Origin of the sequence: Sphingosinicella humi (assembly GCF_003129465.1) — a bacterium.
GTDB lineage: Bacteria > Pseudomonadota > Alphaproteobacteria > Sphingomonadales > Sphingomonadaceae > Allosphingosinicella > Allosphingosinicella humi.
On record NZ_QFFF01000001.1, the window covers coordinates 661,518 to 673,547 of the forward strand.

15 protein-coding genes are annotated in these 12,030 nt (G+C 67.5%); 1 reads left to right on the forward strand and 14 read right to left on the reverse strand.

Annotated features, from left to right (window positions below; genetic code table 11):
* The first annotated feature begins 182 nt into the window (after positions 1 to 182).
* Positions 183 to 1,277: a sigma-54 interaction domain-containing protein gene (locus DF286_RS03300; RefSeq protein WP_109270139.1), complete on the forward strand. Its 1,095-nt coding sequence runs from the start codon at positions 183 to 185 to the stop codon at positions 1,275 to 1,277.
* Position 1,278: 1 nt separating this feature from the next.
* Here DF286_RS03300 and DF286_RS03305 read toward each other — a convergent pair whose 3' ends face one another.
* The 14 genes from DF286_RS03305 to DF286_RS03370 all read right to left on the reverse strand — a co-directional run bounded on the left by DF286_RS03305 (position 1,279) and on the right by DF286_RS03370 (position 12,010).
* Positions 1,279 to 1,671: a flagellar export chaperone FliS gene (locus DF286_RS03305; RefSeq protein ID WP_109270140.1), complete on the reverse strand. Its 393-nt coding sequence runs from the start codon at positions 1,669 to 1,671 to the stop codon at positions 1,279 to 1,281.
* Positions 1,672 to 1,712: 41 nt separating this feature from the next.
* On the reverse strand, positions 1,713 to 3,326 hold the full coding sequence (gene fliD, locus DF286_RS03310; RefSeq protein ID WP_109270141.1) for a flagellar filament capping protein FliD: 1,614 nt from the start codon (positions 3,324 to 3,326) through the stop codon (positions 1,713 to 1,715).
* Positions 3,327 to 3,383: 57 nt separating this feature from the next.
* Positions 3,384 to 3,812: a hypothetical protein gene (locus DF286_RS03315; protein ID WP_109270142.1), complete on the reverse strand. Its 429-nt coding sequence runs from the start codon at positions 3,810 to 3,812 to the stop codon at positions 3,384 to 3,386.
* A gap of 54 nt (positions 3,813 to 3,866) precedes the next feature.
* The gene (flhB, locus tag DF286_RS03320) at positions 3,867 to 5,006 is read right to left on the reverse strand and encodes a flagellar type III secretion system protein FlhB (RefSeq protein ID WP_109270143.1); all 1,140 of its coding nucleotides are present in this window, start codon (positions 5,004 to 5,006) and stop codon (positions 3,867 to 3,869) included.
* Between the two features lie 3 nt (positions 5,007 to 5,009).
* Positions 5,010 to 5,792 carry a flagellar biosynthetic protein FliR gene (gene fliR / locus DF286_RS03325; protein ID WP_109270144.1) on the reverse strand — a complete coding sequence of 261 codons (783 nt, stop codon included), beginning with the start codon at positions 5,790 to 5,792 and terminating at the stop codon, positions 5,010 to 5,012.
* Entirely contained in the window at positions 5,789 to 6,061 is a 273-nt protein-coding gene (locus DF286_RS03330) for a flagellar biosynthetic protein FliQ (protein ID WP_109270145.1), read from the reverse strand. The genes fliR and DF286_RS03330 overlap by 4 nt, the downstream gene beginning before the upstream one ends.
* A gap of 1 nt (position 6,062) precedes the next feature.
* On the reverse strand, positions 6,063 to 6,791 hold the full coding sequence (gene fliP / locus DF286_RS03335) for a flagellar type III secretion system pore protein FliP (protein ID WP_109271971.1): 729 nt from the start codon (positions 6,789 to 6,791) through the stop codon (positions 6,063 to 6,065).
* Between the two features lie 109 nt (positions 6,792 to 6,900).
* Positions 6,901 to 7,173 carry a FliO/MopB family protein gene (locus tag DF286_RS03340; protein WP_109270146.1) on the reverse strand — a complete coding sequence of 91 codons (273 nt, stop codon included), beginning with the start codon at positions 7,171 to 7,173 and terminating at the stop codon, positions 6,901 to 6,903.
* Positions 7,170 to 7,496 carry a flagellar motor switch protein FliN gene (gene fliN, locus DF286_RS03345; RefSeq protein WP_109270147.1) on the reverse strand — a complete coding sequence of 109 codons (327 nt, stop codon included), beginning with the start codon at positions 7,494 to 7,496 and terminating at the stop codon, positions 7,170 to 7,172. The genes DF286_RS03340 and fliN overlap by 4 nt, the downstream gene beginning before the upstream one ends.
* On the reverse strand, positions 7,489 to 8,466 hold the full coding sequence (locus tag DF286_RS03350; protein WP_109270148.1) for a flagellar motor switch protein FliM: 978 nt from the start codon (positions 8,464 to 8,466) through the stop codon (positions 7,489 to 7,491). Before DF286_RS03350 ends, fliN begins: the two co-directional genes overlap by 8 nt.
* The gene (locus tag DF286_RS03355; RefSeq protein ID WP_109270149.1) at positions 8,463 to 9,026 is read right to left on the reverse strand and encodes a flagellar basal body-associated FliL family protein; all 564 of its coding nucleotides are present in this window, start codon (positions 9,024 to 9,026) and stop codon (positions 8,463 to 8,465) included. Before DF286_RS03355 ends, DF286_RS03350 begins: the two co-directional genes overlap by 4 nt.
* Positions 9,027 to 9,036: 10 nt before the next feature.
* Entirely contained in the window at positions 9,037 to 10,005 is a 969-nt protein-coding gene (locus DF286_RS03360) for a flagellar hook-length control protein FliK (protein ID WP_158274610.1), read from the reverse strand.
* Positions 10,006 to 10,280: 275 nt separating this feature from the next.
* Entirely contained in the window at positions 10,281 to 10,715 is a 435-nt protein-coding gene (locus DF286_RS03365) for a hypothetical protein (protein ID WP_109270151.1), read from the reverse strand.
* Positions 10,712 to 12,010, reverse strand: a complete 1,299-nt coding sequence (locus DF286_RS03370) for a FliI/YscN family ATPase (protein WP_109271972.1) — start codon at positions 12,008 to 12,010, stop codon at positions 10,712 to 10,714. The genes DF286_RS03365 and DF286_RS03370 overlap by 4 nt, the downstream gene beginning before the upstream one ends.
* Positions 12,011 to 12,030: the final 20 nt, after the last annotated feature.

A 12,030-nucleotide genomic window follows, 5' to 3' on the forward strand; every position in this document is an offset into this window, starting at 1 on the left:
TTCAGCGGAGAGACACAAGCTTATCCGGAAGACGACAGTCGAATTTTCACCATCGTTAGTCTTTATCCGACGTTAACCAATGCCCCCCATACAAAGTCTCGTCACACGGAAGAGCCGTGAACGGGGGGAATGAACTTTGATGTGTCGCGTTCAGCGCTCCAGGCAGAAGAGCGCGTAAACCAATGTCAGTCGCGTTCAATCCCGTCGCCCAAGGGGCGGCCAGCGTCGAAAGCCTGATCGTCGGCGAGAGCCCGGCCATCGTCGAGCTCCGCCGGCTGGTCCGGCAGGTTGCGCCCAGCTCCGCCTCGGTCATCGTCACCGGACCCTCCGGCAGCGGCAAGGAAATGGTGGCCCGCGCCATCCACGCCGAAAGCCAGCGGGCGTCCAAAAATTATGTGGCGGTGAACTGCGGCGCGATCCCCCGCGACCTCCTGGAATCCGAGCTGTTCGGCCATGAGAAGGGCTCCTTCACCGGCGCCGTCACCCAGCATCGCGGCCGTTTCGAGGAAGCCCATGGCGGCACCCTTTTCCTCGACGAGATCGGCGACATGCCGGCCGACATGCAGGTGAAGCTGCTGCGCGTCCTCGAGGAGCGCGCCATCCAGCGCGTCGGCGGCCGCGGCCAGATCGCGGTCGACAGCCGCATCGTCTCGGCCACGCATCGCGACATCGACGAGGCGATCACCCACCAGCGTTTCCGCGAGGACCTGTTCTATCGCCTCGCCGTCTTTCCGATCGACCTGCCGAGCCTCGCCGAACGGCGCGAGGACGTGCCCCTTCTGGTCCGCCATTTCCTCCGCCAGATCGCCGACAGCAAGCGCACGGTCCGCTTCACGAAGGAGGCGATGGACCGACTGGTCGCCCATCCCTGGCCCGGCAACGTCCGCGAGCTGCGCAACGTCATCGAGCGCGCCGCCATACTCTTTCCCGGCCAGACGGTGAGCGCCGAGGAAGTCGAGCTGCTCCTCCACCGCCGCACCCGCGTCAATCGCGCCGAGCGCGCGGCCGTCTGGGAAGCGAGCGAGCGCGCCGCGCCGACTGCGCCCCTTTCCTCGCCCGCCCCGGACGCCGCGCCGGCCAAATCCGACGAGAGCCTGATCAGCGAAGGGCCGGTCGACCTGCGGGCGATGGTCTCCGACCTGGAGCATCGCTACATCACCGAGGCTCTCGACCATGCCCAAGGCGTCGTCGCCGAGGCCGCCCGCCTCCTGTCGCTCCGGCGGACGACCCTCATCGAGAAGATGCGCAAATACGGCCTCCATCAGGCGGCCGCCTAGTTCAGCCGATCTGGTTCCAGGCCGAGGCGATTTCGTTCAGCATCTCGCGCGCCTGGACGATCGGCTCCGCGTCGTTCGCCTGGGCGCCGGCGATGGTGAGGCGGCGCGCTTCGCGGTAGATGGCCGAGAGTCCCTTGGCGATATCGCCGCCCTTTTCGAAGTCGAGGCTTCCCTCGAGGCCGTGCAGGATGGAGAGCGCCCGCGCCTGTCGCGTGCCCCGCTGCCCCAGATCGCCGCGGCGGATGGCGGCGGCCATGGCGTCGAGCGCCTTCAACAGCTCGTCGAACAGGATCGCCACCAGCCCGTGAGGCGAGGCGCCTTCGATGCGACTGGCCATATCGATGCTTTGGTAGCGCGCCCGCGCCGCCCCGAACTGACCATGCCTCATCAACATTCCCGTCACTCCCTTTCCTCAAATCACCGCGCCAGACGACCTCAGTCGTTGTCGCCGCTCCACATCTTGATCTGCTGCTCGAGATAGCTCTGCGTCGCCTTGAAGGCCGACACCTGACGCTCCATCGCCGTGAACTGGCTTACCAACTGGTCATGATAGGCCTGCGAACGCCGCTCCAGAGCCTCACGGTCCTCGGCGATCTGCTCGGCCTCGCCATTCAGCCGCTCCTTGCTGGCCGCGAACGGGCCCGAGCTGGCCTTCAGCGCGTCACGGATCGACTGCAGCGCGCCGCCGAGACCCGGATCGATCGTGATCGTCGCGCTCGAGACGGAGCCGGACAGCTTCACGACGAGACCGATCGCCGCCGAGCCTACCGGAGCGATCAGGCTCTCGCCGGAGGAGATCATGCTCATCCCGTCGATCTTGCCCGTGGCGTCAGTGCCGCCCGCGGCCGCGACCAACTCGGTCAGCGTATAGGTGCCGGGCTTGACCTTGCCCATCTTGCTGGTGATCTGAACGAAGGGGCTGCTGCTGTACTGGCCGGGATTGAACAGCGCTTCCACGCCCTCTGGGTCGGACGCGAGCATTTCCGAAAGCCGGGCGCCGTCCACACTCAACGTGCCGTCCCGATTGGTCTTGACGCCGATCTCCGCCAGCGTCGAGGGACCGTCGCCCTGCGAATTCAGCACCGTCGAAGGAAGCTTGCTCAGCTGACGCTGAAGTTCACGAATGCCGAGGTCTCCGCGCAGCGGTCCACCGGCGCCGTTGACGCCGGCGGCGGTGAACTCCGACAGCATCGAGTGCAGCTCATTATAGGCGGCGACGAAGTCGTTGACGGCGAGCTCGATCGAAGCCGTCGGACGGGTGATGCCGATCGCGATCGTCGTCCCCGGAACCGCCTTTTTTAGGTTGAGCTCGACGCCGGCAATCAAGTCGTTGATCAAGTTGGAGGAGCGCTTCACCTGGACGCCGTCCAGGTTGACGATCGCATCCTGCGCCACCTGCGCCCGCGTCATGCCGCCAGCGACGTTGGGATCGTAGGCGAAGCGCTCCAGGCCGGTCGCCGTGCCGGCGGGGACGCCAAGGGTGAAAGCCGCGGCCTCGCCCGTGGCGCCCTTCAGCATCAGACGTGCGCCGTTGGCCTGGGTGATGACGGTGGCGGTGACGCCGGCATTCTGGTCGTTGATGGCTTTGGCGAGGCCGTCGAGGCTGTCGTTGGTGGCATCGATCGTGACCGTGAAGCTGCCGCGCGACGTGACGAGCGTCAGGTCGCCTTGGCCGACCGGCTCGGAAGCGCTGGCCAGCGAGATGGATTCGAGAGTCTGCGCCTGGGCGAGCTGCACGACCTCTATCTGCGCCGAGAAGTCGCCGAGCCGCGAGCCGGGCAGCGCCGTGGCGGTGAGGACATTGGTGTCGGAGACGTTCGGCTGGCTGAAGAGGGTGCCGCCGGCGATCAGGGTCGACAACGCCGTGGCGAAGGAGTCGATCGCCCCCGAGGCCTCGGCGAGCGCAGAAATCTGCGCCGCGTTCCGCTCTTCGCGCTGGGCGATAAGGGCTTCCTTGGGCGCGCGGACGGCATCCGAGAGGCCCTTGATCAGCGCTTGGGTGTCGATGCCCGAACCGATGCCGAGGCTGTATGCGATCGAAGTCGTCATGGGGATCCCCTTCCGTCTTGGCTATTGACGGCCGGAGACGAGGTTTCTTTAGGGGATTCAGCCGGTCAAAGTGCGCACCGCTCCCCCGGGAAGGTGGGCCTGGGCGCCGAGCGAGCGGCGCGGATCCTCGGCCATGCGCCTGGCGAGCGAAATTACGCCTTCCAGCGCGACGATATCGAGCGCCGGGGCGGCGGACTTGATGTCTTCGGCGACGGCTTCGAGCCACTCGTCCATCGGCACCCCGGAACGCGCGGCGCGGATACGCAGTCGATCCAGTTCGGCGACTGCGGCGGCAAGATGACCTGTATGACTGCGGACGGCGCTGGCGGGCGGTGGCGGCGGCTCCGGCTGCGATCGGGCGAGTGCCTCGAGAGCCAGCCGCCGAGATCCGGGCTCGCTGGAGAAGGCGAGATTGAGCGCCGCCTCGATATGATCGATCGCGGCGCCCAGCTCCTTCTCCGATATGCCCGATTTTCTCCGGTCCATCACCGCCCCACGCTCTGCCTCGCCGGCAATAGCAACGGCGGCGATCAGAAAAACTTAACTTTCGGGACGACCTTTTTCGTCGAAGCGCGCGCCCGGAGGCACCGTGACCGATGGCTGCGCCGCGCCCGCCGCCACGGCGGAATCGAGGTTGAAGACGAAGGCCAGGACCGTGGCGACGGCGAGATAGAGGTCCTCGCGAATGACCTGACCGGTGCGGGTGGTGAAATAGACGGCGCGGGCGAGCTGCGGATAGCTGAGGATCGGCACCTCATGATCCTTGGCGAGCTCGCGGATCGCCTCTGCGGTGGCGCCGCGGCCGCGCGCGACGACCACCGGCGCGCCATCCATCTCAGGCTTGTAACGTAGCGCTACGGCGAAATGGGTCGGATTGGTGAGCACGACCGTCGCCTCGGCCACGGCGGCACGGGCCGAAGCGCGAAGCACCTCATGCTGGCGACGGCGGACGGCGGCCTTGAGCTCGGGCGAGCCCTCGGTCTGCTTATGCTCGTCCTTCACCTCCTGCTTGCTCATGCGCAGGCGGGTGCCGCGCTGCATGATCTGGGCGGGAACGTCGATGAGGGCGATGGCGGCGAGCGCGAGCGACATGACCAGCACCGCCAGGATGAAGGTCCAGCCGAGCGACGCCAGCGCCGGCCGGATTTCCTGGGCGGTGAGTCCCATCAGCGTACGCGACTGGTCGATCAGCAGCCAGATACCGACCGCGCCCAGCAGGATCACCTTGGCGAGCGACTTGACGAGCTCGATCAGGCCCTGCATGCCGAAGATGCGCTTGATACCGGTCAAGGGGTTGAGCTTGCTCCCCTTGAAGCTGAGGGCTTTGGAGCGGAAGCCCAGCGAGCCGAGCATGGCCGGACCGCCGATCGCCGCCGCGATGGTGAGGGCGAAGAGCCCGATCAAGGGCACGATGATGATGCCGACGAGGCGCAACGTCTCGGAACCGGGATCGAAGCCGCGCACGTCGGCGGCGCCGAACGTCAGCGCGTCCGACAGCATGACCTCGAGCGTGCCGAGGAAGAGCGGACCCGCCAGCGCGAGCCAGGCCGCGCCGGCGAGGACGACGAGCGCCGTGCCTAGCTCCTTCGACTGAAGGACGTCGCCCTTCTCGGCAGCGTCGCGGCGCCTCTTTTCGGTCGGCGCCTCTGTTTTCTGGTCTTTTTCGGGTGCCTCCGACATGGCCTACCCGCCCCTCGCCAGCCGCGCCGCCTCTTCGAGGCCCTGACGCATCGCCGCGATGATCCCCTCCCCCATGATCGGTGCGGCCATGGCCATGAGCACGATGCCGGCGAGCAGGGCGGCCGGGAAGCCGACGGCGAACAGGTTGAGGGCCGGGGCCGAGCGGGCGAGCATGCCCATGACGAGCTGGACCAGCACGATGGCGAAACCCACCGGCAGCGCGATGGAAAGGCCCGCGGCGAACAGGATTCCGCCGAAGACGACGAGGCCGTAGAGGCTCTGGGCGCTCATCCACGCATCGCCGGGCGGCAACGCGCGATAGCTTTCGACCACCAGAGCCGCGAGCGCGAGATGGCCGTCGATGGCGAGGAACAGCAAGGTCCCGACGATCGACAGGAATTGCGCCACGACGGGATTGTTCTGGCCGGTCGAGGGATCGACCATGGCCGCGAAACCGAGGCCCATGGCGTTGCCGATCGTCTCGCCCGCGACCAGGGCGGCGGAAAAGCCGATCTGGACCGCGAACCCCAAGGCGAGGCCAGCCATCACTTCTCCCAGCACCAGCATGAAGCCCTCGATCGTCGCCAGACCATCGACCGGCAGGGTGAAATCGGTGGCGGCGAGCGACGGAATGCCGATGGCGAGGGCGATGATCAGGCGGAGCTGGACGGGGACGAAGGATGCGCCGAACACCGGCGCCGCGAGGAACGCCGCGCCGGGGCGGATCATCGCCACCAGCCAGAGCCAGAGCTGCGCCTCCAGTCCTGCGAATCCCGCCGGCATCAGCGCGTCAGCTCGGGAATCCGAGCGAATATGTCCTGGGTGAAGTCGGCGATCAGCATCAGGATCGCGCCGCCGAACAGCGCCAGGCAGATGGCGACGACGATGAGCTTGGGCACGAAGCTCAACGTCGCCTCGTTGATCGAGGTCGCCGCCTGGATCATGCCGAGCACCAGGCCCGCGAGCAGCGCCGGGATCAGGATCGGCGCCGCGGCGAGCGACAGGATCCAGAGAGCCTGCTGCGCGATGCCGATGAAATAGTCCGGCTGCTCCACGCTAGACCCCGTTGAAGGAGGCGGCGAGCGAGCCCATGGTGAGCGCCCAGCCGTCGACGAGCACGAACAGCAGCAGCTTGAACGGCATCGAAATGATCGATGGCGACAACATCATCATGCCCAGGGCCATCAGGGTTGAGGCGACCACCATGTCGATGATGAGGAAGGGCAGGAAGATCAGAAAGCCGATCTGGAAGGCGGTCTTGAGCTCGCTCGTGACGAAGGCCGGCAACAGGATCGAGAAGGGCACGTCGCTGGGCGAGGCGAAGGCCGGCGCGTCGGCGAGGTCGGCGAAGAGCTTGAGGTCCGTCTCGCGCGTCTGCTGGATCATGAAGCCGTGCAATATGTCGCCGGAGCGGCTGACGGCTTCCTCGATCGAGATGGCGCCGTCGCCATAGGGCGTGAAAGCGGTCTCGTTGATGCGCTCGATGAAGGGGCTCATCACGAAGATCGACAGGAACAGCGCGAGGCCGACCAGCACTTGGTTCGGCGGTGTCTGCTGAAGCCCCAGCGCCTGGCGCAGGATCGACAGCACGATGATGATGCGCGTGAAGCTCGTCATCATCAGCACCAGCGACGGCAGCACCGTCAGCAGGCTCATCAGGATGAGGATCTGCAGCGAGAGCGACAGCGGGCGGCCATCGCCGGAGATGGTGTCGAGCGCCCGATCGAGCGCACCCGGCTGCCCGCCGGCGGACTGGGCCAGCGCCGGCGTCGCCAAGGCGAGCATCAACACGGCGGCAAGGACGAGAAGAAGAATCTTGGTCCCGGGCGAAAGCCGGGATTCAGTCGTGCGGCCGTACTGGGCCCCGGCTTTGGCCGGGAAGCTGGGAGCGAGGTCACTCACCGTCGGCAGCTTTCGGCGCACTGGTCTCGGAGAGAAGCTCGATGCGGCCGCGCGAGACGGCGACCAGCAGGCGCTTCTCGCCGAACTCCACCACGGCGAGACGGCCGACGGCGCCCAGCGGCAGCGCGTCGACGATCTTCAGCGCCCGGTCACGCTGGCCGAGCGCCATGCCCGGCTGAGCGCACCGCCAGAGCCAGAGCGCGCCGTAAGCGAGCCCCGCCACCAGCGGCAGCATGATGAGAAGCTTCAATATGTAGGCGGTCATTTGCGGCGCTCGAGCCCCGCGAGCCTCGCGTCCGCCGAGACCACGTCGACCACGCGAACGCCGAAGCGGCCGTTGACGGTGACGATCTCGCCCTTGGCGATGAGGGTGCCGTTGGCCATGATGTCGAGCAGCTCATGCGCCTGGCGGTCGAGCTCGACCACACTGCCTTCGCCGAGGTTCATCAGCTCCGACAGCTTCAGCGCTGTGCTCCCCACCTCCACCGAAAGGCGGAGCGGAATATCGGCCAGCAAGCCATAGTTGCGGCCGCCCAGGAGCGGATTCTCCCGCTCGTCGGCCAGGACGGCCTCTTCGACCTTACTCATTGTGGAAACCCCCTTCGACCCTTTCGATTTTGAGCGCGGCGCGCCCGTCCTGGTCGCCGATCCGGCCGACCGCCACCGGACGGCCCGCGACCAGCAGCGGCACCAGTTGCGGAACGCTGATCGGAATGACGTCGCCCGGCTTCAGCTGAAGCAGCTCGGCGACGGAGATATTGGGGCGGGCGAGGACGCTCCGCGCCTCGAGCCTCACATCGGACAAGGCGATCGACATGCGGTCGCGCCAGTGGCGGCTGGCGATGCCGCCGTCGTCGTGCAGATTGGCGTTGAGTTCCGCCTCCACGGTGCGCAGCGCCGAGACTGGATAAAGGATGTCGATCGTTCCCGTCGCGCTTTGCAGCGGCGGCGTGACCAGGAAGCGGGCGATCGCCACCGGCTCCTCGTCGCGGACGAGACTGGCGAAAGCGGTGTTGGTCTCGCGCGAGTTGAGACGAGGCTGGACGGGCTTCACTTCCGACCAGACTTCGGCGACGGCCCCGATCAGCGCCTCGCTCAGTCGGCCGACGAGCCGCTCTTCGGTGGCCGTGAACTCCCTCGGCTTGCCCGGGCGCTTGGTGCCGCTGCCGCCGTAGAAGGTGTCGACCAGGCGGTTGATGAACTCCGGCTCGATCGCGAGCAGGACGCCGCCTTTCATCGGCCTCAGATGATAGAGGCTGAGGCTCATGAATTCGGGCTGCTCGGCGCGCCAGCTCTCGAAGCGGCGGATCGACACCGTCTCGGCGACGACCTTTGGCTTGGCGCGGGCGAAAGGCTCGATCACCTCGCGCAGCCGGCGGGCCAGCCGCTCCCCCATCCGCTCCAGCGCCGGCAAGGCCGTCATCGGACGCAGCGACGCACCGCCGAGCTTGTATGGCTTGGCGACGTCGCTGCCCGGATCGGCGGCGTCATGCTCGCCGAGGCCGGTCATCAGCGCATCGACTTCCTCGCCGGAAAGGGATGAGGTGGTGTCGTTCATTGCACCACGAAGCTCGTGAAATAGACCTGGTCGATGCCGCCGAAGCCTTCGCGGGACTTCAGCGCCTCGTTGACCGCCTTGCGAAGATCCTTCTTCAGCGCCTCCTTGCCCTCGGCGCTGCTGACGTTCGCCAGGCCCTGCTGCGACAAGGTCGTCAGCACGGCGGAGCGGACCGCCATTTCGTGCAGCTTCACATTGTCGAGGACGCGCTGGTCATAATAGGTCGACATGCCGATGCCGACCTGCATGAAGCCGTCCTCGTCCTTGAGGTTGACGGTGAACTGCTCGCCGAGCGGATAGTAGCTGGCGACGAACTTGGTCGGATCGACCGCCTTGTCGCCCGTGGGCGAGAAATATTTGGCCGCCACGCTGTCGTCGACGCCGTCGCGGAGGACGAGTCGCGGTAGCTTGGGGTCGATATGCGAGGCGCCGCCAGCGATGGCCCCGCTGGCGTAAAGGCCCGCACCGACGCCACCGCCCACCATGAGGAGGACCGCGAGGCCGATCACGATCAGCTTCTTCTTGCCGGGCTTCTTCGCCGCTTTCCGTTCGTCACTCATTCCATCCCCCTCACGCGTACCGTTCAGACGCGTTCGCGGCCGTCCCGGGCGTCTCGCTCTCGGACGCGGCCCCCGATCGGCTGGTCCTCACGAACCCGTGACCCTGCTCGGCGTCCTGGCGGCGCTGCTCGCCGGACTGCATGTGTCCGCCGGAGCCGAGATCGACATGCGTCTCCGCGATGCGGACGCCCTGGGCGCGCGCTTCGGCGACGAGGCGCGGCTGGGCATCGGCGATGATGGCGCGCGCCGCTTCCGTCTCGGCGGTAAGCTTCAGCGACGCACCGGCCTGACCCTGGGTCAGCTCGACATGGAGGGAACCCAGATGCTCGGGATTGAGCCGGAACCGCAGCCCACCCTCGGCGCCCGCGGTGCGGGCGATGTCGCGGGCGAGACGATCGAGCCACTCGCCTTCATGGGCGAGGTCGAGCTGCTGCTCGAGCGTGACGTCGACAATCTCCCCAGGCTGGGCGGTCGGCGCTGCGGCTTCGAGCGGCGCCGGCTGTCCGGTCACCGGCTGCAACGCCGCGGACAGGAAACTGTTGAGGACTGTCGGCTGGATCGGGCGTGCATCGACACTGGCCGCTTCAACGGGCGCCGCCGAGTCGGCCAGCTGAGGCTGTGAGGCCTTGGCGTCGGCCGGCTTCAGCGAAACGGGCTGCGCCTCCTCCTGCGCAAGCGGCATCTTGAAATCCATGCCGGGCTTCGCGAGCGGCTCCGCTGTCGGAGCATCATCGCCGGCGGTGCCAGCGGTCACCGCCTTGCCGGCCACGATCATCGCCGCGGCCGGAGACGTGGCGAAGGCGGATGCGAGCAAGGCGGCGCGGGCATCGCTATTGGTCGCCTGCCCGGCAGCCGGGGGCAGCGCGAACGAGCCCTCCAGCGTCGGCGGCGCAAGCGGAGTCGGCACGGCGATTCCGATCGACAGCATCGCTGCCGCCTCGGTGCCTTCCGCCAGCTTGTCTGCCTCTTGCTTGGTCAACTCGTCGTCTCCGGGAGCCGATTGCGGCTCCGTTTCCCCTGAATTGACGGCCAAAAGTTTCTGAAAGGTTTTTATGGTTAAATTTTCCTGGCCCTCAGCAGCAGGCACGCCCTCAATCGATGGCTCTGCGCCCGTTTCGAGGGTTAATGACGAGTCCATTCCGCACAGCATGCGAAGAAAAGCATCGCCCATGCCAGCCGCGACGGCGGCGCCATCGGCGGAGCCAGCCTCCAGCGGATTGGACGCGATCCCGATTCTGGGTCCCACTGTCATCATCATGACCTCTCTTCCTTGATGCCGAAACGCGGACGCGCCGGCCGGATGGCGGACCTTTTCCGCTCCTCCGCCCGGCGCGCCGCCGCAGCGGCCCTTTCCTCAAGCTTTTCCGCACTTTCCTGATCGCGCCGGGCGGCAAGGCGCACGCCTTCGCGCGCGGCCACCTGGACGCGGGCGCCGTCGATCGTCCGGCCGAGTCCCTCGCGGGCCTTGTCGAGACGCATCGCCAGCTCGCCGACACTTGCCAGCGCGGAACCGAAAAGCTGTCCCTCGCTCGCCCCCAAACCATGGCGGAGCTGCTTCAGCCGCTCCTCGCTCTGCTCGAGCGCGCGAAGCTGCGCCGTCGCCTTCGCGGCGGCGGCGGCGGCCAGGTCGTGCTGGACGCGGCGCACGCGAACGATACGCGCCCGCTGGCGAAGGCCGGCGCGGTTCATGACCCAAACGCCTCGATCAGCGCCTTCACCGACTCGGCGTAGGAGACGCGGTCCTTGGGTGTCTGGCGCAGGAAGGCGAGCAGATCGGGTCGTCGCGCAATGGCCTCGTCGATGATCGGATCGCCGCCGGCGGCGTAAGCCCCCATCAGGATGAGGTCGCGATTCTCCTCATAGGCGGACCAGATGCGGCGCAGTGTCGCGGCTGCGGCAAGATGTTCCGGCCCCACCACATCGGCCATGACGCGGCTCAGCGATCGGCCGACGTCGATGGCGGGGTAGACGCCCTGCTCCGCGAGCGAACGCGACAGGATGATATGACCGTCGACGATGGCGCGGGCCGAATCGACGATTGGATCATCGGTGTCGTCGCCGTCGGCGAGCACCGTGTAGAGCGCGGTGATGGAGCCGCCGGTGCGGCTGTCGGCGCCGGCCCGCTCGACCAGGCGCGGTATCAGGCCGAGGGCCGAGGGCGGATAGCCCTTGACCGTCGGCGGTTCGCCCAGGGAGAGGCCGATCTCGCGCTGCGCATGGGCAACGCGGGTCAGGCTGTCCATCAGCAGCAGGACCTTCTGGCCCCTCGCCCGGAAATATTCCGCGATGGCGGTGGCGCGCATGGCGGCCCGGAGCCGCAGCAGCGGCGCATGATCGGCCGGAACCGCGACGACCACCGATTTCTGCCGTACCGGCCCGGGAAGCTTGGTGGCGAGGAAGTCGCTGACCTCGCGGCTGCGCTCGCCGATGAGGCCGACAACGACCACATCGGCCTCGGCACCGGCGATCATCTGGCCCATCAGCACCGACTTGCCGACACCCGAGCCGGCGATGATGGCAATGCGCTGGCCGACGCCGGCGGTGAGCACCGCATTGACCGCGCGGACGCCGATGTCGAACGGCTGGGTGACCCGGTCGCGGTCGAGCGGATTGCCCGGACGCCCGGCGAGCGGCCAATGCTCGGTCGTGGCGACAGGACCCAAGCCGTCGAGCGGGGCGCCAAGGGCATCGACGACGCGGCCGAGGAGCTCGGGCCCGACATCGGCGATGCCGCCACTGCTATCGGGCTCGACCCGCGCGCCGCTGGCGTGCGCGGCATCGCCGTCCAATGCCATCAAGAGCGTGCGGTCGCCGCGAAAGCCGACCACTTCCGCCTTGGCGGCACGGCCGTCGGCGGCGATCACTCGCGCACCCGAGCCGATCGGGCGGTTGAAGCCGGTCGCCTCCAGCATCAGCCCGTCATAGGCGACGAGCCGGCCGACAAGGCGCGGACGATCCTCCGACAGATCGATACTGCCCAGCATCGCCCGCGCCCGCTCCGCGA